At 68.6% G+C, this 23,748-nt stretch carries 21 protein-coding genes and 1 pseudogene; 6 read left to right on the top strand and 16 right to left on the bottom strand.

Going from position 1 to position 23,748, the window contains the following annotated elements:
- Nucleotides 1-134: 134 nt before the first annotated feature.
- Together RM423_RS07465 and RM423_RS07460 are read right to left on the bottom strand one after the other, a co-directional pair.
- A complete protein-coding gene (locus RM423_RS07465) occupies nt 135-392 on the bottom strand; it encodes a Txe/YoeB family addiction module toxin (RefSeq protein WP_311422383.1) in 258 nt (85 codons plus the stop codon).
- A 9-nt stretch (nt 393-401) separates the two neighbouring features.
- Nucleotides 402-647 carry a type II toxin-antitoxin system Phd/YefM family antitoxin gene (locus RM423_RS07460; RefSeq protein ID WP_311422382.1) on the bottom strand — a complete coding sequence of 82 codons (246 nt, stop codon included), beginning with the start codon at nt 645-647 and terminating at the stop codon, nt 402-404.
- A gap of 236 nt (nt 648-883) precedes the next feature.
- Between RM423_RS07460 and RM423_RS07455 the strand changes: the two genes are divergently transcribed.
- A complete protein-coding gene (locus tag RM423_RS07455; protein ID WP_311422381.1) occupies nt 884-2,152 on the top strand; it encodes an MFS transporter in 1,269 nt (422 codons plus the stop codon).
- 62 nt (nt 2,153-2,214) lie between these two features.
- On the top strand, nt 2,215-3,426 hold the full coding sequence (locus RM423_RS07450) for a cysteine desulfurase-like protein (protein WP_311422380.1): 1,212 nt from the start codon (nt 2,215-2,217) through the stop codon (nt 3,424-3,426).
- Between the two features lie 283 nt (nt 3,427-3,709).
- On the opposite strand, the gene RM423_RS07445 is transcribed toward RM423_RS07450, so the two are convergent.
- On the bottom strand, nt 3,710-4,114 hold the full coding sequence (locus RM423_RS07445; protein ID WP_311422379.1) for a low affinity iron permease family protein: 405 nt from the start codon (nt 4,112-4,114) through the stop codon (nt 3,710-3,712).
- 52 nt (nt 4,115-4,166) lie between these two features.
- Complete coding sequence (locus RM423_RS07440; protein WP_311422378.1) at nt 4,167-4,655, bottom strand: hypothetical protein; 489 nt, start codon at nt 4,653-4,655, stop codon at nt 4,167-4,169.
- A gap of 707 nt (nt 4,656-5,362) precedes the next feature.
- Between RM423_RS07440 and RM423_RS07435 the strand changes: the two genes are divergently transcribed.
- Nucleotides 5,363-5,788: a DUF4190 domain-containing protein gene (locus RM423_RS07435; protein ID WP_311422377.1), complete on the top strand. Its 426-nt coding sequence runs from the start codon at nt 5,363-5,365 to the stop codon at nt 5,786-5,788.
- A gap of 59 nt (nt 5,789-5,847) precedes the next feature.
- Here the strand turns inward: RM423_RS07435 and RM423_RS07430 are convergent, their stop codons facing one another.
- The 6 genes from RM423_RS07430 to RM423_RS07405 form a co-directional block, all read right to left on the bottom strand.
- Nucleotides 5,848-7,761 carry a putative bifunctional diguanylate cyclase/phosphodiesterase gene (locus RM423_RS07430; RefSeq protein ID WP_396327635.1) on the bottom strand — a complete coding sequence of 638 codons (1,914 nt, stop codon included), beginning with the start codon at nt 7,759-7,761 and terminating at the stop codon, nt 5,848-5,850.
- Between the two features lie 653 nt (nt 7,762-8,414).
- Nucleotides 8,415-10,130 carry a S8 family serine peptidase gene (locus tag RM423_RS07425; RefSeq protein WP_311422376.1) on the bottom strand — a complete coding sequence of 572 codons (1,716 nt, stop codon included), beginning with the start codon at nt 10,128-10,130 and terminating at the stop codon, nt 8,415-8,417.
- Nucleotides 10,131-10,254: 124 nt separating this feature from the next.
- Nucleotides 10,255-11,703, bottom strand: coding sequence for a sensor domain-containing phosphodiesterase (locus RM423_RS07420; RefSeq protein WP_311422375.1), 1,449 nt, complete (start codon nt 11,701-11,703; stop codon nt 10,255-10,257).
- A gap of 85 nt (nt 11,704-11,788) precedes the next feature.
- Entirely contained in the window at nt 11,789-12,730 is a 942-nt protein-coding gene (locus RM423_RS07415; protein ID WP_311422374.1) for a hypothetical protein, read from the bottom strand.
- A 64-nt stretch (nt 12,731-12,794) separates the two neighbouring features.
- Nucleotides 12,795-13,544, bottom strand: a complete 750-nt coding sequence (locus RM423_RS07410) for a class F sortase (RefSeq protein ID WP_311422373.1) — start codon at nt 13,542-13,544, stop codon at nt 12,795-12,797.
- 59 nt (nt 13,545-13,603) lie between these two features.
- Complete coding sequence (locus RM423_RS07405) at nt 13,604-14,278, bottom strand: DUF4142 domain-containing protein (protein WP_311422372.1); 675 nt, start codon at nt 14,276-14,278, stop codon at nt 13,604-13,606.
- 320 nt (nt 14,279-14,598) lie between these two features.
- Here RM423_RS07405 and RM423_RS07400 point away from each other — a divergent pair.
- The 3 genes and pseudogenes from RM423_RS07400 to RM423_RS07390 all read left to right on the top strand — a co-directional run.
- Nucleotides 14,599-15,003 (top strand): annotated as a pseudogene (locus tag RM423_RS07400) (anion permease); the annotation flags it as partial.
- A gap of 209 nt (nt 15,004-15,212) precedes the next feature.
- On the top strand, nt 15,213-16,010 hold the full coding sequence (locus tag RM423_RS07395; RefSeq protein ID WP_311422371.1) for an SDR family oxidoreductase: 798 nt from the start codon (nt 15,213-15,215) through the stop codon (nt 16,008-16,010).
- Nucleotides 16,011-16,067: 57 nt separating this feature from the next.
- Nucleotides 16,068-16,853 (top strand): SDR family NAD(P)-dependent oxidoreductase, encoded by a 786-nt coding sequence (locus RM423_RS07390; protein ID WP_311422370.1) that lies wholly within the window; start codon nt 16,068-16,070, stop codon nt 16,851-16,853.
- 117 nt (nt 16,854-16,970) lie between these two features.
- On the opposite strand, the gene RM423_RS07385 is transcribed toward RM423_RS07390, so the two are convergent.
- The 6 genes from RM423_RS07385 to RM423_RS07360 all read right to left on the bottom strand — a co-directional run bounded on the left by RM423_RS07385 (nt 16,971) and on the right by RM423_RS07360 (nt 23,659).
- A complete protein-coding gene (locus RM423_RS07385; protein ID WP_311422369.1) occupies nt 16,971-17,102 on the bottom strand; it encodes a hypothetical protein in 132 nt (43 codons plus the stop codon).
- 321 nt (nt 17,103-17,423) lie between these two features.
- Entirely contained in the window at nt 17,424-18,419 is a 996-nt protein-coding gene (locus RM423_RS07380) for a carbohydrate ABC transporter permease (protein ID WP_311422368.1), read from the bottom strand.
- Nucleotides 18,416-19,333: a carbohydrate ABC transporter permease gene (locus RM423_RS07375; RefSeq protein ID WP_311422367.1), complete on the bottom strand. Its 918-nt coding sequence runs from the start codon at nt 19,331-19,333 to the stop codon at nt 18,416-18,418. Before RM423_RS07375 ends, RM423_RS07380 begins: the two co-directional genes overlap by 4 nt.
- Complete coding sequence (locus RM423_RS07370) at nt 19,330-20,727, bottom strand: ABC transporter substrate-binding protein (protein WP_311422366.1); 1,398 nt, start codon at nt 20,725-20,727, stop codon at nt 19,330-19,332. Before RM423_RS07370 ends, RM423_RS07375 begins: the two co-directional genes overlap by 4 nt.
- Before the next feature lie 87 nt (nt 20,728-20,814).
- Nucleotides 20,815-22,467 carry a glycoside hydrolase family 13 protein gene (locus RM423_RS07365; RefSeq protein ID WP_311422365.1) on the bottom strand — a complete coding sequence of 551 codons (1,653 nt, stop codon included), beginning with the start codon at nt 22,465-22,467 and terminating at the stop codon, nt 20,815-20,817.
- A 175-nt stretch (nt 22,468-22,642) separates the two neighbouring features.
- Nucleotides 22,643-23,659 (bottom strand): LacI family DNA-binding transcriptional regulator, encoded by a 1,017-nt coding sequence (locus tag RM423_RS07360; protein WP_311422364.1) that lies wholly within the window; start codon nt 23,657-23,659, stop codon nt 22,643-22,645.
- Nucleotides 23,660-23,748: the final 89 nt, after the last annotated feature.

Here is a 23,748-nt window from a genome sequence, read left to right as displayed (position 1 = left end):
AAGCACGTTGCCAACCGCAGGTAGCTCGCTCCGAACGGATCCTCGACGCCGAGCTGGTGTCCCAGCAAGGAACCGCACCGGCGTGCGGGAGGCCGGGCGGCGGACAGGTGAAGATCATCCGGTTCGAGGAGCGCTCAGCCGTAGTGGTAGCGAGCCTGCAGGATGACCAGGTCCTCGCCGTCGGCGAAGTAGACCAACCGGTGTTCCTCGGTAATGCGTCTCGACCACGCACCGGTCAGCGCATGCCGTAGTTGCTCCGGCTTGCCGATGCCCGAGAACGGGTCGCGCAGCGCATCGTCGACGAGCCGGTTGATGCGCTTGACGTTGTTGCGGTCGGCGGCGAGCCAATAGCCGTAGTCGGCCCAGCCGTGCGGCGTGAAGACGACCCTCATGCTCGCCTTCTAACGCTCAAGGGCGTGCTCCTCGCGCTCGCCGGCCTGAGCCTGCGCGAGGCTTTCCAGCAGCCGGCGGGCGTTGGCGGGGGAGCGGAGCAGGTGTGCGGTCTCTTCCAGAGCGTCGTAGTCGGCCCGGGACATCAACACCGCGTCACCGCGGCGGGAGGTGATCTCGACCGGTGTGCGGTCGTCGTTGACCTTCTCGATCAGCGGAAACAGGTTCTTGCGTGCTTCGGAGGCGGTGATCGCCATGCTGATGCTCCTTTAGATCGGTACAAGAAATGGTACGCCTGCCATGCCTACCGTGAGCAGGCGGCTGGGTCCGGAGCCGATACGTCGCCGATGCCCTTGGTGGCTGTCCTGTCCTACGCTGTCCGTTAGCCGGCGCTGTCCGTTAGCCGGACCGGATCCGGCTAACGGGGGCCAGGCATGCATCGGATGACGTCAACAGGCATCGGCGTCGAGTGCTGCCACGTCGGGTGCCGCAGATGAGCAGAACCCTCCGAGAGCGAATTCCGGTGCTGCTGCACGACGTCACGTTCCGGCGCTTCCTCGCTGGGCAATCCGTATCGTTGCTCGGCGACCAGGTGGCATTGCTCGCGGTCCCGTTGGTCGGTGTTCTCGTGCTACACGCCACTGCCGCGCAAATGGGCTACCTCGTCGCTGCCGGTGTACTTCCGAGTCTCATCTTCTCCCTCGCCGCCGGCGCGCGAGTGGACCGACGTGGCCATCGTCGGCGGACGATGCTGGTGGCCGATCTGGGTCGCGCCGCGCTTCTCGCGAGCATCCCGATCAGCTATGCGCTCGGTGCACTCACGCTCGTCCAGCTGTACGTCGTCGCCTTCTCGACAGGCATGCTCGATGTCTTCTTCTATGTCTCGTACAGCACCCTGTTCATCTCGATGGTGCCGCCTGACCGCTATCTGGAGGGCAATTCCCTCGTCAATGGCTCGCGGTCACTGATGTCTGTTGCGGGTCAAAGTGTCGCTGGGCTGCTGGTCGCCGTCCTCAGCGCGCCCGGTGCCCTCGTCATCGACGCCGTCTCGTTTCTGGTCTCGGCCGGTGGGCTCGCCGCAATCAGCCCGACGGAACCTCCGGTGGAGACAGCCGAGCGTGGGCATCTGATCGCGGGAGTCCGTTTCATCTGGCACTCCGCTGTGGTGAGGGCGGCGCTGGCCGCGACGGCGACCGTGAACTTCTTCAACTTCCTGTTCGCCGCGGTATTCATCCTGTACGTGACCCGATCACTGCACGTTTCGCCGGCGCAGCTCGGACTCGTCCTGGGACTGGGCGCAAGCGGTGGTGTCCTGGGCGCCGCGGTCGCGTCTCGGATCGGTAACCGGATCGGCGTCGGGCCGACGTTCGTGTTGGGATCGTTGCTGTTTCCCGCCCCGATACTCCTGGTGCCGCTCGCACGCGGCAGCCACCTCGTCGTCGTGTTGTGCTTGCTCGTGGCTGAATTCGGATCGTGCCTGGGGGTGCTGATCATGGACATCAGCATCGGAGCGATCTTCGCGGCGGTCATTCCCGCCAGACTTCAGGCGCGCGTCTCCGGCGCCTACCGCACCGTCAATATGGGCGTACGGCCGCTGGGGGCGTTGACCGGGGGAGCGCTGGGGACGACCTTCGGCCTGCACACCCGCGATCTGGGTCGCCGCCATCGGCGGGCTCACTGGCGTGCTGTGGCTGCTCCCGTCCCCGATCTTCGCCCTACGGACGCTGGACATCAAGGGCACCACGCCGAGGCAACCGGCTGAGCCAGGCCCAACGCCCGCATAATGGTTGTCCACCAGCCGGGTGGCGCTTCGGAAGGACAACCATGATCTACGACATCGACCGCGTCCGGGCTCAGTTCCCGGCACTGTCCCGTGGCGTCGCGCACTTCGACGGTCCGGGCGGTTCACAGGTCCCGGTCGCCGTCGCGGACGCGATCAGGAGTGCGCTGCTCTCTCCGATGGCCAACCGCGGTCGCGTCACCGAAGCCGAGCGGATCTCCGACGACCACGTGCTGACCTACCGTCAGGCGATGGCAGACCTGCTCAACGCCGATGAGCGTGGCATCGTCTTCGGCAGGTCGATGACCCAGCTGACGTTCGACTTCTCCCGCACGCTCGCGAAAGGGTGGGACGAGGGCGACGAAATCGTGGTCAGCCGCCTAGACCATGACGCCAACGTCCGGCCGTGGGTGTACGCGGCCGACGCCGTCGGCGCCACCGTCCGGTGGATCGACTTCGATCCCGAGACCGGTGAGCTCACAGCCGAGGATGTCGCCCGAGTGCTGACCGACCGCACCCGGCTGGTCGCGGTCACCGGCGCCTCGAACCTCATCGGCACCCGGCCGGAGCTATCGGCGATCGGGCGAATCGCGCACGATGCCGGCGCGCTGTTCTACGTCGACGGCGTCCACCTCGCGGCACACGCGCCGCTCGATGTCGCCGCGATCGGTGCCGACTTCTTCGCCTGCTCGCCGTACAAGTTCTTCGGCCCGCACTGTGGCGTGCTGGCCGGCCGGCCCGAGCTTCTAGAGGGGCTCAGGCCGGACAAGCTCGAGCCGTCGACAAACCAGATTCCGGAACGATTCGAACTGGGAACGCTGCCGTACGAGCTGATGGCGGGCACCACCGCGGCGGTCGACTTCATCGCCGAGCTGGCACCGGCATCCGCGGCGGCCAGCCGTCGCCAGCGCGTGGTCGATTCGATGACCGCCGTGGAGGAGCACGAGGACGCGCTGCGGATTCGTATCGAGGACGGCATCCGGCAACTGCCGGGCATCACGATCCGCTCCCGGGCGCAACGCCGCACCCCGACGCTGCTGCTCACCTTCGACCGCCACGCCAACTCCGAGGCGTATGAGTTCCTTGCCAAGCTGGGCGTCAACGCGCCGGCAGGTGCTTTCTACGCCCTGGAACCGTCGAGACATCTCGGCCTCGGCGACACCGGCGGTATGCGGGTGGGGCTTGCGCCGTACAACAACACCGAGGATGCGGACCGGCTACTGGACGGGCTGGCAAGATTCGTCGAAAGCCCCTGAAACGCCGGGGTGAGCTGCGGCAGGCGCAGCGGAGCGGTGGCTGGTCCTGCCCCGTGCCTGCGCCCCCCGAACCGGCCACGAGGCAGGCCAGTCCTAGTGAAGCACCGGAAGGCTCGCGCGACAACGGGTTGAGGCCGGTTCAATAGGCCGGCGGCCGTGGCGGAAGCTCCTCCCGTCGGGGGGCGACCGGTTCGGATTGCTCCCGCCACGGTCACCTTCCATCGTCCTCGCCGGATGATCAGATTACTAAGGCCGAAGCTGTGCGGTTGTGCGGAACGCACGGTCAGCCGAGCTCCGGTTCGACTGCCTGCTGGCGAAGCTCCCGGTGCGTCCGGTGCACGGTACCGAGCTCGTCGTCGGAAGCCTCTTCCAGGGCGATCAGGGCGTTGCTGGCATGCGGAAGCGCCCGGAGGATCTCGTCCAGTTTGCGCTGGGTTGCCAGCTGTTCCCGGGCCTGGGTGTGCTGGATGACGAACACCATCGCCAGGGTCAGAGCCGCGACCAGGGTCTGGAAGATCGTTTCCAGCCTCGTCGGAAAGCCCACGATCAGGCTGTACACCACCCAGAGGCCGTCCCCCGCCACGATCGCCATCGCGAGCACCGGCCGGGACGCCAGCCGGTCGATGGTATGCAGTAGCCGGCTGCCCGGTGGTCGGATGCTGCCCAGCTCGGTACGTTGCGTCGTCACCGCGCCAGTATGGGTCACGGTCCGCGATAGGCATCGCCGGCGACGTACCCGATCAACTGCCTTTCTCGTTACCACTTTTCTCCTTACGCAGTGCCTCGGCGTCCCGGCCCGCCTGCTGACCTGCCCAGACCGCCGCGCCGATGGCGGCGCCGACGACCACGCCCCACACGCCGCCGACGAAGGCGTCGTACACCAGCGGCTGCCGAGCTCGCAGCAGCCCGACCAGCGTGCCGGAGATGATGCCCCAGGCCCCGAAGCCGGCTGCCCACTCACCAGCGGCCCGGAATGCGGATGCGGCCCGCGTCAGGGTCGCGACCACGAAGCCGCCGAACATCCGCACATGCGGGCCGACTTCGAAGGGCGGAGCCTTCCAGAACAGTGCTCCGAGCAGGATGAACGCCGCGAGCACGACGACCGGCCGGGTCGGCAGGTGATGGGTGAAGGACGCGACCGAGACGATCAGGCCGAGCACCAGCCGCAACGCCGAGGTCTGCGGGGTCGGCTCCAGCTTGGACTCCGGTTCTTCGCCTGCCTGGTCCACATCGATCCCCTCGGTTGCCGCGAATGCTACTGAAGGACTGGAACCGGAACTCGAACCAGTGCGGGCCTTGAGATGTGGCTGCCGCGGTCGATAGGTAAGTCGGGCTCTCCGCCACCGGGATCACGGGGGAGAGACGGAGCGGAGCAGCCCCACCTTCCACCGGGTGGCCACTTGCCAGGTGACGGGCGTAACCAGGCGCGGCTTAGCACGTTATTAACGTCAAAGGATCCACAACGACCGCCAGTGCACTCAGGTGAGCGAGGTGTCAATGATGGAGTTCCGCAGATTGCGACCGAAGCGCCGCTTCAGCGTTGAAGACCTGGCAGCGATCGTTCTTGCCCGCCAGTCCGAGTCCGGAGTGGACGCGACACCGGACGAGTGTCCGCCCTACGTCAGGCATTGTGGCGCCCGTTCGGAGTTGCTGGCGGACCGGCTACCCAGCTCGCCTCGGCTACCCAGCTCGGCGCCCACCAGTCGCTGTACCCCGTCGGGACCGGCCCGGCCCGACACGCATACCGGGCGGAGCTCGCTGCTGGTGTAGCCGGGCAGCCGGTCGCCCGTACCGGCGTCCGATGTCGGAAAGCGCCTGCGGCACCCGGTCGGTGCTGTTAACGTTGGCATTTCCTGCGTCGATCGAACCCCTGGCACGGCGCGGAACCGTTGGTGGCTCAGCTCGATTGCCGGCATCTTGATCTCTTGGAGCATTCATGACCGATCGGCCGTATGACCCCCAGGCTGGTGCCTACTCGGCAGCCGGTCCCGCGCCGACGGAACCGGTTCGGCGCGGCGGCGCCGGCATGGCGACCGCAGCCCTGGTACTCGGCATCGTCGCCCTGCTCACCTCGTTCACCGTCATCGGCGGGATCGTGCTCGGCATCCTGGCGCTGATTCTCGGCTTTCTGGCTCTGCGCAAGGCGAATCGCGGTGAGGCCGACGGACGGGGCCGGGCAATCGCGGGCATCGTCACCGGCGTCCTCGGTGTGATCATCGCCGTCGTCCTGGTCGCGGTCGGCGCCTCGCTGCTGAACTCGAAGTCCGGCAAGAACCTGCAGAGCTGCCTCAAGAACGCCAACGGCAATCAGAGCGCCGTTCAGAAGTGCCAGCAGCAGTACCAGAACGACATCACCAAGTAGCCGGTTCCGCTGCCACACCGTCATGCGGCCGGGCCGGTGTCCGACCGGTTGCTCTGCTGTCAGCGGCTGGAGGTGAGCAGCCGCAACCGGGGAACAGCGTCGGCCGACTCGCGCGCCAGCCAGGTCCGCAGGTCGGTCGCGCCCAGGGGACGGCTGATGTAATAGCCCTGCACGATGTCGCAGCCCAGACTGCGCAGCTCGTCCAGGGTCGGCTGGTCCTCGACCCCCTCGGCGACGATGCGCAGGCCCAGGTTCGCGCCCAGACCGGTGATGCTGCGGATCAGCGCCCTGCTGTTCGCGCGGTTGTCGCCCGCCAGGCCGAGCACGAACGACCGGTCGATCTTGACCTCGCCCACGGGTAGCCGCTGCAGGTAGGACAGGCTGGAATACCCGGTCCCGAAGTCATCCAGTGACAGGCAGATCCCGAGGTCGTGCAACTGGTGCAATACCGGCAGGGTCTGCGCGGGATCACCCATGACACTGCTCTCGGTGATCTCCAGGATGAGCTGGTCGGCCGAGACGCCGGCCGTCGCCAGGGCCTGCGCCACCCGTCCCGGCAGGTTCTCATCGCTGATGTTGCGCGCTGACAGGTTCACCGCGACGCTGATGGCAATCCCCTCGGCCGTCCAACCGGCGCACTCGCGCAGGGCCGCGTCGAGCACCAGCGGAGTCAGGTTCGCGATCAGCCCGGTCGACTCGGCCAGCGGTATGAACCGGTCCGGAGGCACCACGCCGAGGGTCGGGTGATGCCACCTGACCAGTGCCTCGACACTCGTGACGCTGCCGGAGTGCACATCCACTTTCGGCTGGTACTGAAGGACGAACTGCTCCGGATGGGTGATCAGGGCCAGCCGCAGGTCGGCCAGCAACGCCAACCGCTCGATCCGGCCACTGTCCATCTCCGGGCCGTACACGGCGACCCGGAAGTCGTTGCCCTTCGCCTCGTACATCGCGGTGTCGGCCTGCCGGAGCAGGTCGCTCTGCGGATTGTCCCGGGTGGTCACGGCGACGCCGATGCTGGCCTCCGGCGTGAGCATCGCCTCGTCGAACTGCACCGGCTGGGCAAGTCGCTCAGCGACCCGCTCAGCCAGGTCTGCGATGCTCTCGGCCTCGTCCGCACGCCAGGGAAGCAGCACCGCGAACTCGTCACCACCCAAACGGGCGACGGTGGCGGAGCCTGGCAGGCACTCGGTCAGTCGCTGGCCGACCACCGTGAGCAGCCGGTCCCCGACATCGTGACCGAGGACGTCGTTCACCTCTTTGAACCCGTCGAGATCCAGCAGCAGCACGGCGGCCTCGGTGTCCGCGCTGGACAGCGCCTGGTCGATCTGGTACGACAGGTGCGCACGGTTGGCCAGGCCGGTCAGCGAGTCGTGGGTGGCGTCGTAGGCCAGCCTCTCTACCAGCCGGGTACTGCGCAGCGCGATGGCGAGGTGGCCGGTGAGGGTCTGCAGCAGCGTGAGGTCGTCCTCGGTGAAGGTGGCGGTCTCACCGAGCCGGTCCATCACCGTCAGCGTGCCGGTCATGCCGGCCGAGGTGGGCAGCGCCACGATAACCGCGTCGCGGGCACCCCGCTCGGTCAGCCACCGGCGCAGGCCACGGTCCTTGGTGCCGCGAGTGACCAGGGTCGGCTCTTCCTGGGTCAGCGCCCGAACCAGGATCCAGTCCGAGTTGTCCACCTCGCGCCGCCCCGACACGAGGACGTCGTCCTCACCGATGGTCAGCGTCACCGCGGTCGTGGGCTCGGCGCCGCTGTGCTCGGACTTGGCGTCGGCATCGCCGCTGTCGATGATCATGACCTCGGCGCAGGCGGCGCGGAGCAGGCTCCGGATCCGCGACAGCAGTTGCTCGGCCAGGGACTCCAGGGACTCCGCGCCGACCGCGCCGGTGACGAAGTCGTGCACCTCGGTGAGGGACTCGTGCCTGCGGCGGGTCGAGGCATGGCCGCGATAGGCGCCGGCTCCCACGGCCATCAGGATCAGGACCAGGGCAGCACCGAGCACACCGCGCTCGAGCAGCAGCACCACCACCAGGCCGAACGCGCAGGCGGCCAGGCTCAGCAGCCCGGCCGGAGCCAGCACCTGTACGAAGTCCTGGCGGTTGAGCGGCCCGTTGTGCAACCGGATCAATACCAGCACGAGCAGGTTCATGACCTGGTCGACGGCTGCGATCGTCGCGACCAGCACAAGCGCCGTCACCGAGCTCAGGTCCGCGCGCTGGCCGAGCAGGGCGTGCACGATCGTCGCGTCGACCGCTGCCTCGAAGGCGTAGGCCGCTGCGTTGTAGTACATCTTCTCCGAGCTGGTGTGCTGCCGGACGAAGGCGATCAGCGAGGCGGCGACCCGGGCCACCACGAACGTGTCCGGCGCGACCAGCAGCGCTCCGAGGATCAGTGGGACGCCGGCCAGGGTCAGTGAGTGGGCCTCACGCCGGAACTCGACGTTCATCAGGAAGTGTTCGGCGAACAGAAACGTCGCGAAGAGCACCGCCACGATGACCGGCATCGGCACGTCGAGGGCGAGAACCGGTTCGGTTCCCGCCCCCGCCGTGAGCGGTATCGCGGCCGCGGCCAGCGCCGTGCTGAGCAGGAGCGTCCAGTGCGCTGGGCTGAGAGCGCGGCGCACTGCTAGCTCCAGATGGCGTCGGACCAGCGCGCGGAGGACCAGCGGGCGGAGGACCAGCGCGCTGACGACCAGCGGGCGGAAGACCACCGTGCTGATGACCAGCGAGCCGAATCCCAGTACGCGTCGCTCCACCGTGCGGAGGACCAGCGTGCGGAGGACCACCGGGCCGACAGCAAGCCGTCGGTCGAGGCAGCCCAGTCGGCACCGGTCCAGGGAACGCCCATCCAGTTGCCACCGGACCACGAGGACAGGCCCGATGCCGCCTTCCACCAGGCGGCTGCGTCCCAGGGATTGCCCTGGACGTCGACCTCGCCGCTGAGGTCGTTGCCGTCGGCGTCCACCAGGACACTGCCGCCGCGTGCGGCGTCCAGCGATCCCTGTCCGGTCGAGATCGGGTAGGACTGGCGGGCGGCGGCGGCCACCAACGGGTTGAGCTGGCCGGTCGGACCGGTCAGAGCGTCGATGGCGTTGAACGCGGCCGCGACATTGAGCTCGCCGGCGCCGGCCAGCAGCGAGCTGGCGGACACCGGAGTGGCGGTCGCCGTCAGGAACGCCTTCACCTGGTCGGGCGTCAGGTCGGGGTAGGCCTGCAGCAGCAGGGCGGCCGCGCCGGAGACCACCGCGGCGGCCTGGCTGGTGCCGCTGCCGCGGAACAGCCGGCCGGTGGTGTCACCGGCGACCAGGCCTTCGGGGTAGTTCTGGTCGACGTAGGAGCCTGGGTCGCGCAGCGAGGTGATCGAGGCGCCCGGTGCGAGCAGGTCCACGTGTCGCTGGTAGGTGCCGCCGTTGCTGAAGGACGCCACGCTGGGATGTGCCCAGCCGCTGACGTTGTCGTTGCTGTCGGATGCGCCGACGGCGATGACGTAGGGGTCGATGGCAGGGTCGGTCAGGCCGCCGGAGCCGTTGCCCTCGTTGCCGCCGGAGACGACCACGACCAGACCGTGCCGCCAGGCGTTCTCCGCCGCCGCAACCAGTGGATCGACCTGGTACGGCTGGACGGAGTCGGTGCCGAAGGACAGGTTGACGACGCGGACCTTGCTGCCGTCCTGAGCGGTCTGGTGCTCGGTGACCCAGTTCAGCGCCGCGATGACCTGGCTGACATCGGTGCTGCCGTCGGTCGTCGCCAGCTTCAGCGAGAGGAGGTTGGCGTCCGGCGCCACGCCCAACTGCGTGGACGGGGAAAGCGAGCTGATGGTGCGGCCGGTCAGGACCGCCGAGTCACGGCCGGCGATGATGCCGGCCAGGTGGGTGCCGTGGCCGAAGGTGTCCTGGTCGGTGAGCTCACCGTTGCCCTCGATGGACAGGTCCGGGCCGTAGGTCAGCTTGCCGGCGCGGTCCAGGCCACTCACGGCTGCGGTTCCGGAGTCCAGCAGCGCTACCGTGACGCCCTGGCCGGTGACCTGGCGGTTCTGCGAATCCTTCTGCTGCCACACCCTGCGAGCGCCGATGGCGTTCTCGATGGTGTAGAGCGATCCGGGATCGGCCGACTGGACGTTCTTTCCCGTGCTGTCCTTGGCGACCCGGTCAGCGTCGGAGTCGCCCCACTGCCCGGCCGTGAACGAGTTGGGCGATGCCGCCGCGCGTCCCACGGAGGCCGGTTGGGCCGGTGCACTGTGCGCCGCGGCGGGCGAGACGGCAAGCGCCAGGCTCGCCACGGCAAGGCCCGCGCAGATCGCGCAGCGGGCCGTCCTGCCGAGTCGTGAAGAGTGCATTGCCATCCGTGGCACCTCTCGAAGTCCGGGTCGAGCGTCTGTCCCGTGCGCTGTCGACGGGTGGCGCTTTACGCGAAACCTACATCACGTTAACAGCGAACACAACTACAGTCCGTGACTGCAGTTCAGATCACTCTGCCGGGCGCGTGGTGACTATCCGCCCCATCAGCGACCGGCCCGCCGCGATGACCACATCGCGATCATGGGTCAGGACGAATTCGAAGCGCCGTTCCAGGTCTGGAACGCAGTCACCGAGATCGCGTGCGATGAGCGCACCCGCGTAGTGGGCGCCCACCACCACGACCGTCCACTCGCCGACCAGGCGGTCCTCTGGATCGAGCGAGGCGCCTCGCACCCCCGGCGCCGGGGCCGTCGGCAGGCCCTCGCCGAGCGCGCCGACGAACGCGCAGGTGCTGGCTATCGCGCTGTAGCGGCGGGCCGTCTGAGGGGTGAAACGGTCGGCAGTCTGAAACGCCGACAGCACCACGGGCGGATCGCTGAGCGACATCGCCTTGTGCTCGATGTGGCGCGACATTGCCAGCAGCAGCGCCTTGCGTCCGATCCGCAGTGGCCGCGCTGAGATGACATGGTCGAAGGGAGTGACTGCGATCGGCTCGAGCGGACGGGCCGGCGGAATGGTGTTCGAGTCGTCGACGACCGTGAGCGGCCCCGGCCGGCCCAGCAACCAGCCCTGGCCGTAGGACGCGCCCAGAGCGAGCGCCTGCTCGCGGTGCGCCGCTGTCTCGATGCCCTCGGCGAGGATCGCGGCACCGGTCCGCTCCGCGTGCGCCATCACCGCAACCATGGTCCGGGCCTGCTGAGAGGACGGCGTGTTCTGGACCAGTGACAGGTCCAGCTTGATCACATCGGGCGCGACGAAGGGCAGCAGGGCCAGCGAGTCCGGATCGGCCCCGACATCGTCCAGCGCGATGCCCCAGCCCCGCTTGCGGGCCCAGCCGATCAGCTGCAGCAGCTCTGCCGGGCGCCGCAGCAGCGACCGCTCGGTCAGTTCGAGCACCACGCGCAGCCGCTCCCGCGCCTCCGTCAGCAGCCACTCCGTCCCCGCGGGGCCCGCGGCGCCGAAGGTCTCAGCCTCGACATTGACGAACAGGGCGGTCTCACGGTCCGGTTGCACGTCGAGCGCGGTGCGCAGGGCCGCGAGCCGGCAGGCCCAGTCCAGCTCGGCCAGTCGCCCCGCCACCCTGGCCGCGAGAAAGACGGTGCCCGGATTCGCACCGGGCACCGTGGGCCACCGCGCCAGTGCCTCAAAACCGACGACGGCACCTGATGCCAGGTCGACGATCGGCTGGAAGGCCGGCACCAACGCGCCCGGCTTCAGGGCTTGATCGAGGTCGACGCCAAGGTGGCCACCGTCCATCGGCAGCGGGGTATCCGGTCGCGGCAGGTCGGCGGACGAGCGCGCCATGTATGGGTGGCTGTCCGGGTCACCGGCCAAGTCGCTGGCAGGATCGCCGGCTGGCTCACTGGCTGGATCGCTGCCTGAGTCCTCGCCTCGACCGCTGGCCACATCCACGCCCGGGTCGGCCTGATCGTCGCTGCCGCGACCCAAGATCGCCATGCGGTCCCCACTAACGTAGAGACGTCCTGCTGCTCAGGACCCACTGTTCCGCTAGCGCAACACTAGCGGGAAGCAGGGGCGCCCGTCAGTTCGTAAGGCCCTCCTTGGCCGCCAGCGCGGCTGCCGCCCCGGCCATCTTGGTCGACGTCTGCTTCGCTGTGGCCTTACCCTTGCTCGCCTTCGCGCTCAACGTGTCACGCTTCGCCGCCCTTCTGCTGACCGCAACACGCCTACCGCCGTTGGGCTTGGAACGCTCAACCGAAGCACCCGCCGGGTGCCGACGGAGGCCCGTCAGGCCGCGGAATGCCAGCACGACGAGTCCGGTCATGCCCGCTGTCTTGAGCAGGCTGGCCGATTCGTTGCCGCCGGTTCCGCGGGACTGCCCGCCGCCGTGTCGACCCGAACTGCCGCTGGCGCTGCCGCCACGACCGGAATCGGCGGCCGATCGGGTTCCGCCGCCACCCGAGCCGTTGTCGTCCGCGCCCGGCGGCAGGCCCTGGTCGGTCGGGCCGCCGGTGGGCGCGTCGTTGTCGGCCGATGCCCGCTGCACCGCCGCCCGGTGGTCGTCCTCGGCAGCTTGCCGCCCGTCGTACTCGTGAGCGGTGAAGCGGCCGCCGCTGCCGGTCACCGTCGGGGTGGCGCGCCGCTGCTGCGCCTCGCGCCGGGCCTCCGACATTCCGTAGCCGGAGTCGCCGCGCGGACCGGCCAGGGCCGAGGTCACGGCGGCGTAGGCGGCGATCCAGTTCTGCCAGCCGTCCTCGTCCTCGGGGCCGGTCGGAGCCGCGGACGTCGCATCGAGGCGGCCGGTTCCGGAGATCTCGCCCGGGACCGGTGGCAGGCTGTCGAGCAGGTAGCCGCGCACGGCGTCGAGGTCGCGCCACAGCTGCTGGCCGTACTGGCAGGACTGGTGCAGCGCCTCCTCCAGGTCCTCGCTCAAGCCCGCCTTGTCGTGCACGCTCATGTCGTCGCGGCTGTTGCTGACCATCCGATCCGGGTCCAGCACGTTCGGCATGCGGATTTCGTCCATGGTCTGCTCCTCAATCTGTGACGTCGGACAGCGACGCCACTACAACGGTGGGCGTACGGGCTCATTACCCATGCTGCACGGGCACGGCGAAGACCACCACGTTGTCGTCGTAGCTGAGCGTCTTCTCGTCGAACGGGCCGCCGCAGGACACCAGCGCCAGCCGCGGCGCGCCACCCCTAGTCCACAGGTCGGCCGGCAGCCCCTGGCTCTTGACGTACACCTGGCGCGCCACCACCTGATAGTCGACCGGCGTGGAACCCGGTGACCGGATCGTCACGCGATCTCCCGCCCGCAGGTCGGAAAGCCCGAACAGCGCGCCCCGGCCGTAGCTCGCGGAATCGACGTGGCCGTCGACCACGACGGTTCCGGCGGCCGAACCCGGCAACGCGCTACCTGACCACCAGCCGACGTGAGACGGGTTGTCGGGCACGTCGAGGACGCCCCGATTCACCGTCACCGTCTCGACCGGAGCCTGAATACCCAATGCGGGCAAGGATAATACGGTACCTGGATTGCTCGGAACGACGATGCGCTGGACCAACGGCGTGAGCGGCAGCGTGCTCGGGCGGCGCTTGGTTACGCCCTTGCTAGTGAACGGCTTGGTACGGATCGGGTCCGCGCTCGAGACCGCGGACCCGGATGCGTCGAGAACGCCTCCAGCGGCGGCCACCACGGTCGAACCCGCATGCGGCACGGCCCCGAACTCCGACGGCGCCGCCCGGTCGTGTCGCAGGCCGAGCACGCTGAAGAGAACCAGCGCCGTACCCGAGAGCAGGGCGAGAACGCTCCACGCCCTGCCTCGGATGCGCCCCACGGATCGTCGCCTCAGCGTGCTTTCCCTTCAGTGTGCTGGCGCCTCAGCATGCTGTCGCCTCAGCGTGCTGCCTTGCGCCGGCGCAGCGCTCCGGCGGCACCGAGCGCGAGCAGTCCGGCTCCGGCGATGCCGGCGCCGGTCTGCAGCGTACGGGTGGTGCCCGATGTCGTACCGGCCTCACCACCGCTGCCGGCGGGTACCGCAGCCGGATTCGACGACGTCACGGCAGCGAGGTCGGCCTGCGCCATGGACAGGTGCATGGTGGCCACCGGCAGGTAGAACTGCGCGTACGCCTTGAGGTTCTGGTCCGAACCCGCGGACAGTTCGGTGTTGGTGTCGGCGATCGAGGCCTGGTGCCCCTGCACCTGAATCTGGTCGTAGGTCGCGTCGAACGCGCTGGTGTCGACGGTCCTCAGCTTTGCGGCCGCGGCCTGCTGCTCGGCGTTCGGCATGGTCGGGAGCGTGACGTCGAGGGTCTTGGCGACCGCCATCAGCTTCGTCATGGCGGCCTGGTGGTCAGACATGGTCTTGGCGGCGAGTTCCTTGGTGCTGGGGTACTGCGCCCGCTGCTCGGCGAGCTGGCCGATGGTGATCTCGGCGAGGTTGGTCTGGGCGTTCGCCATCAGAAAGGCGGTGTCCCGCTGGTTCGGTTCGGCGGACGCCGGGCCCGCACCGATTGCGAGCATGCAGGCGCTGAAGCCGGATACTGCTGCGATGGCTAGTGCTTTTCTCATGTCTGTCCTCGGGATGCCGGGTGCGCGATTCGGGTCCACCAGCGAACGGGAGACAGCTCCCAACGCGCCGGAGGATCACGGCGGCTCGTGGGTTCAGCCGTCTTCAAGCTACGAGTCCGTGTCGGTAACCGCAAACCTGCACGACGCAGATAAGTCAGGTCCCCGCCGACCCGAGCAGCCAACGCCGGCGACTCATGCCAGCAGGACCGTCAGGGTCACGATGAGGCCCACGGCCAGAACCCCACGTAGTCGTTCACACCGAGCCGGTGTGCACCGCGCGTAGGGCTCGTAGCGGCCCGGGCTGCGGTATGTCGCGCGTCGTCTCGACCAGAGCGCTCACCCCGCGGGCCGCGCTGATCATCGCCGCCCTGATGAACGTGGCAGGTGCCCTGATCTCGACCAAGGTCGCGCGCACCGTCGGCGGCGGTATCATCGAACCGCCGTCAGGCCGTGGCGGGTTGGTGGTGGTACTGGCGGCGCTGCTCGGCGCCATCGCGTGAAACCTCGCCACCTGGTGGTTCGGCCTGCCCTCGTCGTCCTCGCACGCGCTGATCGGCGGACTGATCGGCAGCGCCCTGGTGAGCTCGGACCGGGTGAAGTGGGAGGGTGTCGTCTCGCATGTACTGGTTCCCATGGTGATCTCGCCGCTGATCGGGCTGGTGCTGGGCTACCTCTTCATGCTTGCGGTGCTGTGGGTCTTCCGCCGGGCGAACGTGCACCGGGCGCCCACGCTGCTTTCCACGCCTGGCTTCGTCCTCTAGCCTCGCTGAAACCGTACCGCAGACTCTGCGCGACTTGACAGCGTCACCATCGGCCCACGAGTCTGGCAAGGACAGAGCAGCCCGTCGTTTTTCTCGCGCCATCCGGCACCGTCCTCGGCTCCTGAGAAGCCAGGTCGCGCCGCGATGCCCGGCACGGACAGGTAGCCACCCGCATGCCCTTCACTCCCACCACAGCGATCGTCACCGGCTCGGACTCCGGGATCGGCAAGGCGACCGCGGTCGCGCTCGCCGAGGCCGGCATGGAAGTCGGCATCACCTGGCACACGGACTCCGCAGGCGCCGAGGCGACCGCCGAAGAGGTCCGCGCGCAAGGCCGGCGGGCCGTCGTGGCGCAACTGGATCTCACCGATGTCCCTGCCTGCGGTGATGTCATCGATCAGCTCGCCGACGAGCTCGGTGGACTCGACGTGTTCGTCAACAACTCCGGTACGGGCGCGAGCGTGCCGGTACTGGAGTTGGAGTACGACCAGTGGCGCCAGATCCTGCTGACCGACCTCGACGGTGCCTTCGTCTGTATCCAACGTGCCGCGCGGCGAATGGTCGCTGCCGGGAACGGCGGCCGGATCATCGCGGTCACCAGCGTGCACGAGCATCAGCCGCGGGTCGGTTCCGGTGCCTACGACGCCGCCAAGCACGGGTTGGGCGGGCTGATCAAGACCCTGGCCCTGGAACTGGGACAGCAGTCGATCACTGCCAATACCGTTGCACCGGGCGAGATCGCGACGCCGATGACCGGCCAGGAGGACCAGGACCCGCACGAGGTGAGCCGACCGGGCGTGCCACTGGGCCGTCCCGGCGACGCCCGTGAGATCGCGTCGGTGATCGCGTTTCTGGCGTCACCTGCGGCAAGTTACGTCACCGGCGCGTCGTGGGCGGTCGACGGCGGCATGCTGCAGATGGGCCCGCACGCCGGCTCGCACCTCACCAGCGACGACTGGCGCCAGGGATGAGCCAGCCGGACGGCAGCTTGCACATCACCTTTGTTCCCTTCATCAGAAAGGCTTTCCATGACTGAGCCCAAGCAATTCGCGGTGATCACCGGGGCGTCGAGCGGGATCGGCTTCGAGCTGGCGCGCCAGTTCGCCAGCAACGGCTTCGACGTCCTGATCACCGCCGAGGATGCCGAACTCGCCACCGCGGCGACCCAGTTGAGCGGGGAGGGCGGCGAGGTGCACAGCGTCCGAGCGGACCTCAGCACGTCGGCCGGCGTCGAGCAGTTGGTTACCGCCATCGCGGCGACGTCGCGGCAGGTCGACGCGGTGGCCCTCAACGCCGGCATCGGCAACGGCGGCGCGTTCATCGACATCCCGTGGGCGGCCGAGGAACGCCTGATCGGGCTGAACGTCGCCTCGACGGTGCACCTGGCCAAGCGACTGCTGCCGGACATGGTCCGTCGCGGTTCCGGCCGGATGCTGTTCACCTCATCCGTCGCCAGCACCATGCCCGGCCCGTACTACGCGACGTACGCGGCGTCGAAGTCGTTCGTCCAGTCCTTCGCCGAGGCGCTGCGCAACGAGGTGAAGGACAGCGGCGTCACCATCACGGCGCTGCTTCCGGGGCCGACCGACACGGAGTTCTTCGACCGCGCCGGCATGCAGGACACACCGGTCGCCGGCGCGAAGAAGGACGATCCGGCAGACGTGGCCAAGGACGGCTTTCAGGCGCTGATGGCGGGCAAGGACCACGTCGTCGGCGGAGCCGGCAAGAACCGCCTGCAGACGGCCGCGTCCAAGCTCATCCCCGATGTCGCGAAGTCTGCGCTGCACTCGAAGATGACCAAGCCGAAGTCCTGACGGCTCGGCCGCCCGCATAACCAAACCGTGTCCACCCGGAGCGATCCGGGTGGACACGGTCAGGTTGTCGAGCAGTTGCGGTTGTGCCGCTCTGCGGGGTGGGTAACGCCCACCCCCTCAGAGTCCGCCGGGCATCGCCAGCCCGCGGGTGGACACCAGGTCGGCGATCCGGTGCCAGGCCAGCCGCTCGGTCAGCTCCGGTAGCGCACCGGCGGGCGCGCCAGCCAGGTCGTGCCGGCAGTCGCGCACGATGTTACGAGCGACAGAACACACTCGTACTTGCAAAAGAGTCGCTCAACCATGTCGGCGTAGGTGGTGCCGTACATCGCCTGTACGCCGCTGCTGACGGCGTCGCGGGATGAGCTGGTAGGAATGTCGGACGGTGAATAAAGCATGGTCATGCGCAACACCCCAAACGGGCTTGACGAGATCCTCTGAACTCGCCAGATCGCTACGGGCCGTTCTTCTAGGGCCGAGCGGGTCTGTAATGTTACCTCGTGCGCTGAGGTTCAACCATAGATAGATCGGCCGTCTTCAGCGCCCGCGAAGCTGCCCACAGCTGCCGTGAAGCTAGCCCTTCAGCGCGCCGCCCAGGCCGGCTCCGCGCAGGAACAAGCGTTGCACGAGCAAGAACAGCACGATCGGCGCGATGGTCGAGATCAGCAGCGCCGCCAGCAGCACGCCGAGGTCGACACTGCCCGCCAGGATGGGCAGCCGGACGGACAGCGGCTGCTTGGCCGGGTCGGGCAGCACCAGCAACGGCCACAGGAAGTCCTTCCAGGCCGCGATGATGGCGAACACCGACACCACTCCCAGGATCGGCCGCGACATCGGGATCACGATGGACCAGAACAGCCGGAACGGTCCCGCCCCGTCCACCTCGGCAGCCTCGAAGATCTCCCGCGGCAGGCCGTCGAAGAACCGCTTCACCAGCACCACGTTGAAGGCGTTGGCCGCCGAGGGTATCCACAGCGCCCAGAACGAGTTGATCAGCGAGTGATGGATCAGTGGCGGGTTCAGCACCGTCAGGTACAGCGGCACGAGCAGCACGACGGTGGGGACGAGCAGGGTGGCCAGCACCGCGGAGGTGAGCAGCGGGGCGTACCGCGGACGGAGCACAGACAGCACGTAGCCACCGGTGGCGGCCACCACGAGCTGGGCCAGCCACGATCCCGCCGCGATGGCCACGGTGTTGGCCATGCTCCGCCCGAGATCCATCGTCGTCCACGCCGTCGAGAGGTTGGACCAGGCCACCCCGTGCGGCCAGAGCGCCATCGGGCGGCGCAGCGTGTCCTGCGTGGGGGTGATGCCGGACTTCACCAGCCACAGCAGCGGCCCCAACCCGATGATCAGCAGCAATGCGAGCAGGGTGGCGTTGAGGACTGTCTGGCCGCGCCGGACCATCGGACGCCGCCGGTCGGTGGCTGAGATGATGGCGCCGCCGGGCTCACCGCGGCGCCGGCCCGCAGGTGGCGGCGCGGGCGGATCGGCTGGTCGGGCGACAGCGCCGGCGGGTGCTTGCAGAGCCGCGACCACGCCGGCCGTCTCGTCGGTGCTCGTCGTCACGATTCACTCCAGGATCGGGTCAGCCGGAAGTAGCCGGCCGACAGTGCGCCGAGCACGACCGCCAGCAGCACGCTCAGCGCGGTGGCCGACCCGTAGTCGCCGCCAAGGCTCTGTCCGAAGGCGTAGTCATAGATCAGCAGCAGCACGGTCAGCGTCGAGTTCGACGGGCCGCCGTTGGTGAACAGGTAGGGCTCCAGGAAGACCTGGGACGTCCCGATGAGCTGCAGGATCAACGTTATCAGCAGGACACCCCGTAGTTGCGGCATGGTGACGTGCCAGACCTTGTGCCAGATCGACGCGCCGTCGACCGACGCCGCGTCGTACAGCTCCGGTGCGACCGAGGTCAGCGCGGCGAGGTAGATGATCACCGTGCTGCCGGCCGCGGCCCACGTCGCCTCCAGCACCAGGGCGGGCATCGCGCTGGCGGAGTTCTGCAGCCATGGGTACGGGCCGAGCCCGAACCGTCCCAGGATGCTGTTGAACACCCCGGACGAGCTGCCGTCGTAGAAGAACTTCCAGAGCAGCACCGCGACCACCGGCGGCACCACGACGGGAAGGTAGACGAGCGCGGAGTAGAGGCCCTTGAATCGTCGGAGCTCGCTCATCACCACCGCGATCACCAGCGGGACCGGATACCCGAAGACGAGCGCCAGCAGCGCGAAGTAACAGGTGTTGCCGACCGCGGTGCCCAGCAGCGGGTCGTGCAGCACCCGGTCGAAGTTTTGCCAGCCGACCCACTGGGCGGCCGTGACCAGGTTCGTCTGCTGCACGCTCATCACCAGCGCCCGCAGGATCGGGTACCACGAGAACACCCCGAAGACGAGCAGCATCGGCAGCGCCAGCAGCAGGGTGCTCAGGCCGCCGCCACGCACCCAGCCGGCCGGCGTCGCGCGGCCACGGCTCGCAGCGGTCATCCCCGGTCGAGGATGGTCTGGACGTCGCTGTCGGCCTTGCTGAGCAGCGAGTCGATGTCGGCATTGCGGTCGGTCAGCACCGCCTGCACCACCGGGTCGAGCGCGCCGTACAGGGCCTGCGTCTGGGCGGCGGGCTCGGCGACGAGGTTCTGCGAGAACACCCCGGACGTGAAGGAGGTCATCTGCTTCAGCGGCACGTTCACGTAGGACTTGATCCACTCGTTCGACTTGTCGAGGGTCGCCTTGTCGAAGATCGGCAGCGACGGCGTGCCGACCGGCTGCTTGCCCTGCGCCAGCGTCTTGGCGTCGAGCACCGCGGCGTCCTGCTTGGTGAGCTTGCGCATGTAATAGAAGTCGATCCACTTCACGGCCGCGTCCTTCTGTGCCTGGCTCGCCTTGGCGCTGACGACGGCCAGCGAGCCGCCGCCGAGGATGCCGGCCTCCGTCGAACTGGAGTCCAGCGGTAGCACCGCCAGCCCGTAGTCGGCGGGGTTGATCTTGTTCTGCTGGACCAGGCTGGTGTAGACGTCCGAGCCACCCATGTACATGCCGACCTTTCCCGCGGCGAAGGCCTGGTTCATGCCGCCCCAGTCGTAGAGAAAGTTGCTGCCCATGGAGTTGTCATCCCACCGCATGTCGTGCAGCTTCTGCAGCGCCTGCTTGGTCTGCGGATTGTTCACCGTCGCGGTCACCTTGTTCCCGTCCGCCTGCTCCATCCGGCCACCGAGGGCGTAGCTGAGGGTGGTCAGCATCCAGCCGCCGGTGCCGCTCTGCGTCATCTGGGCGTAGCCGGCCTGCCCGGTCCTGGCCGCGATCTGCTTGGCGTCGGAGCGGACCTCGCCCCAGCTGGCCGGTGGCTTGTCGGGGTCCAGGCCGGCCTTGGTGAACAGCGTCCGGTTGTACTGCAGGCCGATTCCGTAAGCGGCCCAGGGGATTCCGTAGATGTCGCCGTTCGTGGCCTGGCCGGCGCTGAGCACCTTCGGGTTGAAGGTCGCGGCGTAGGGGAGCGCCTTGACCTCGCTGCTCAGATTTGCCAGTTGCTTGCGCTCGATCAGTGTCTTTCCGTCCGTGAACGGAACGGTGAACTCGGTCGGCAGGGTGTTGCCCGCGAGCTGGGCGGCGAACGTGGTCGCCTTCCACTCGTACTCCTTGGGGGTCACCTCGATGTTGGGGTTCTCCTGCTCGAACTGCTTGACCTGGGCGTTGAAGGTGTCCACTGCGGCCTTCTCGCTGCCCGGCTTCAAGGAGACCACGGAGATCTTCACCTTGCCGGAACTGCGCTCGCTGCCGGTGGACTTTCCGGAGCCGCACGCGGCGAGCAGGCTGAGTGCGAGCACGCCGGTGACGGTGGTTGTGGCGGTTCTGCGGGCATGCCGAATACAGGTGGTGCGCATGTGCGGTCTCCCTGTCTGGAGAAAGAGAAGGATGGGATGGATGGAGCTGTGGATTCGAGCTGCGGAACAATGCTTGACAGCGATAGATCAGCCGGACGCGGGCAGCCTCAGCCAGGCCGCCGTGTCCGCCGGCAGCGCCCCGCTGACCAGCGGGTTGCTCGCCAGCAGGACGCGGTCGTGTGGGGGCAACCCGATCGACTCGGGACCGAAGTTGACGAGGCAGCCGAAGTCGGTGCCGCGGCGGAAGAGCAGCGCCCCGTCGCCGGCCTCCAGCCAGTCCGGGGCCGAGTCGCGGAGATGCGGCTGGGATCGGCGAATCGCCAGTGCGGACCGATACAACGTCAGCATCGACGTTATGTCAGATATCTGATCAGACACTGTGAACCCGGACCAGTCGTCGGGTTGCGGAAGCCAGGGGGACGGCCCGGTACCCGCGGGGCTGAAGCCGTACGGCGGCGCGTCGCCGGACCAGGGCAGCGGCACCCGACAGCCGTCACGGCCCGGATCGATGCCGCCGGAGCGAAAGTGCATCGGGTCCTGCAGCGCATCCTCCGCGATGTCCTCCACCTCCGGAAGGCCCAGTTCCTCGCCCTGGTAGAGGTAAAGCGAACCGGGCAGCGCCATGGCGAGCAGCGCGGCCGCCCGCGCGCGGCGGTTGCCCAGGTCGAGGTCGGTCCAGGTCGCGGCGCGCTTGGCGGCGAAGGAGAACGAGGTGTCCGCACGCCCGTAGCGTGTCACCGGCCGGGTGACGTCGTGGTTGGACAGCACCCAGGTGGCCGGAGCGTGCACCGGCGCGTGGGCGCTCAGCGTCGAGGCTATCGACGCGACAAGGGCATCGCGCTGCCACGGGCATGACAGGAAGTCGAAGTTGAACGCGGTGTGGAGTTCGTCCGGGCGCAGGTACTTGGCGAACCGCTCGGCGTCGGGCAACCAGATCTCGCCCACCAGCAAACGGCCACCGGGATAGGAGTCCGCGACCGCGCGCCAGGAGCGGTAGACCTCGTGCAGCTCGTCGCGGTCCTCGTAGGGATGGCTCCCGGGCACTACCGCGGCCGGGACCTCGGGCAGTTGCGGGTCCTTGAGAAGCAGGGCGGCGGAGTCGATCCGGACGCCGGCCGCGCCGAGGTCGAACCAGAACCGCAGCAGGTCCTCGTGCTCGGCTCGCACGTCCGGGTGGTTCCAGTTGAGGTCCGGTTGCTCGGGCGCGAACAGGTGCAGGTACCACTCGCCCGGCGTGCCATCGGGATTCTTGGCCCGGGTCCAGGTCGAGCCCCCGAAGTTGGACGTCCAGCCGTTCGGGGCCTCGTCCCCGGACGGGCCACGGCCCGGCCGGAACCAGAACCGGTCCCGGGCCGGCGAGCCCGGCTCAGCCTGTAGTGCCTCCTGGAACCAGGCGTGCTGATCGGACACATGGTTGGGCACGATGTCGACGATGGTGCGGATGCCGAGCTCTGCCGCTTCGGCGATCAGGGACCGCGCTTGCTCCAGGTCACCGAACGCGGGGTCGATCCGGCGGTAGTCCGCCACGTCGTAGCCGCCGTCGGCCATCGGTGAGGCGTACCAGGGCGTGAACCAGATGGCGTCCACACCGAGCTGTTGCAGGTAGACCAGGCGGGACCGGACGCCGGCGAGGTCGCCCACGCCGTCGCCGTTTCCGTCGGCGAAGCTGCGCACGTAGATCTGGTAGATGACGGCATCGCGCCACCACTCGGGGTCGAGGGTGGGGTCCTGTGCGCTCACGAAGGCTCCGATCGTCCGGCGCGCGTGCTGGAGAGGGTTCTCTCCGGCGCGCCGGCTAGGTCGCGTCCTCAGGCCGCCAGCTGCTCAGCCGTCCGGATCGCGAACGGAACACTAGAGTTCAGGACAAAATAACGCAAGACTTTGACAGAAATTCAAAACCGGTCGAGTGGGCGCATCAGCGGCGGCCGCTCGGTGCCGGGGCGGTGGAGGACCGGACCACTAGCTCCGGCTCGTAGAGCAGCTCGCCCGGGGCGAAGCTGCCACCGGAGATCTGGCCGACGAGCAGGTCCACGGCTGCCCGTCCCATCGGCTCGATGGGCTGGCGCACGGTGGTGAGCGGCGGATCGGTGCACATCATCAGCGCCGAGTCGTCGTAGCCGACGACCGAGACATCGGCGGGAACGTTGAGGCCCGCGCGTCGGACCGCGCGGATGGCGCCCAGCGCGATCGGGTCGCTGGCGCACACCAACGCGGTGACGCCGCGGCTGAGCAGGGTGCCGGCCGCGGCCTGGCCGCCCTCGATCGAGAACAGCGAGTGCGCGACCCGGTCGTCGGGCAGCGCGAAGCCATCCCGGCCGGCCAGCGCCTTGGCCGCGGCCAGCCGGCGCCGGGACGGAACGTGGTCGGGCAGGCCCAGTATCAGGCCGATGTCGGTGTGGCCGAGGTGGCGCAGATGGGCAATGGACTGCTCCACGGCCACCGCGTCGTCACACGACACCCGGGGAAAGTCCAGCCCGTCGATGGCCGCGTTCACCAGCACGGTGGGCAGGTTGCGTTCGGTCAGCCGGGCGTAGTGCTCGTGCGAGGCGTCCTCGAGCGCATACAGGCCACCGACGAACAGGACGCCGGAGACGTGCTGCTGCAGCAGCAGGTCGACGTAGTCCGATTCCTGGACGCCGCCGAGGGTCTGCGTGCACAGCACCGGCGTGAAGCCCTGCTGCACCAGCGCGCCGCCGGCCACCTCGGCGAAGGCCGGAAAGATCGGGTTCTGCAGCTCCGGCAGGACCAGGCCCACCAGCCGTGACCGCTCACCGCGCAGCTGGGTCGGGCGCTCGTACCCCAGCACGTCCAGCGCGGTCAGCACCGCTTGCCGGGTGGGTTCCGACACCCCGCCCTTGCCGTTCAGCACGCGGCTCACCGTCGCCGTGCTGACTCCTACCTTGGCCGCCACTTCCGCAAGTCTGCGTGTCACGGTCGCAAGCGTAGGACATTTCTTGCAAGCGATGTACGCGACGGGTGGCGACCGGCCGGAAGCACGCAATTCATAGGGTCGGGTAGGCG

The sequence above is a fragment of the Jatrophihabitans lederbergiae genome (genome assembly GCF_031845305.1).
GTDB lineage: Bacteria > Actinomycetota > Actinomycetes > Mycobacteriales > Jatrophihabitantaceae > Jatrophihabitans_A > Jatrophihabitans_A lederbergiae.
Note: the sequence above shows the minus strand (reverse complement) of the source record. Positions and strands in the feature narration are given on the sequence as shown.

Coding starts and splice junctions, on each gene's coding strand:
- RM423_RS07465 (WP_311422383.1), bottom strand. CDS start 392: ATGAGGGTCGTCTTCACGCCGCACGGCTGGGCCGACTACGGCTATTGG.
- RM423_RS07460 (WP_311422382.1), bottom strand. CDS start 647: ATGGCGATCACCGCCTCCGAAGCACGCAAGAACCTGTTTCCGCTGATC.
- RM423_RS07455 (WP_311422381.1), top strand. CDS start 884: ATGAGCAGAACCCTCCGAGAGCGAATTCCGGTGCTGCTGCACGACGTC.
- RM423_RS07450 (WP_311422380.1), top strand. CDS start 2,215: ATGATCTACGACATCGACCGCGTCCGGGCTCAGTTCCCGGCACTGTCC.
- RM423_RS07435 (WP_311422377.1), top strand. CDS start 5,363: ATGACCGATCGGCCGTATGACCCCCAGGCTGGTGCCTACTCGGCAGCC.
- RM423_RS07430 (WP_396327635.1), bottom strand. CDS start 7,761: ATGGCCGTGGGAGCCGGCGCCTATCGCGGCCATGCCTCGACCCGCCGC.
- RM423_RS07425 (WP_311422376.1), bottom strand. CDS start 10,130: ATGGCAATGCACTCTTCACGACTCGGCAGGACGGCCCGCTGCGCGATC.
- RM423_RS07420 (WP_311422375.1), bottom strand. CDS start 11,703: ATGGCGATCTTGGGTCGCGGCAGCGACGATCAGGCCGACCCGGGCGTG.
- RM423_RS07415 (WP_311422374.1), bottom strand. CDS start 12,730: ATGGACGAAATCCGCATGCCGAACGTGCTGGACCCGGATCGGATGGTC.
- RM423_RS07405 (WP_311422372.1), bottom strand. CDS start 14,278: ATGAGAAAAGCACTAGCCATCGCAGCAGTATCCGGCTTCAGCGCCTGC.
- RM423_RS07395 (WP_311422371.1), top strand. CDS start 15,213: ATGCCCTTCACTCCCACCACAGCGATCGTCACCGGCTCGGACTCCGGG.
- RM423_RS07390 (WP_311422370.1), top strand. CDS start 16,068: ATGACTGAGCCCAAGCAATTCGCGGTGATCACCGGGGCGTCGAGCGGG.
- RM423_RS07375 (WP_311422367.1), bottom strand. CDS start 19,333: ATGACCGCTGCGAGCCGTGGCCGCGCGACGCCGGCCGGCTGGGTGCGT.
- RM423_RS07370 (WP_311422366.1), bottom strand. CDS start 20,727: ATGCGCACCACCTGTATTCGGCATGCCCGCAGAACCGCCACAACCACC.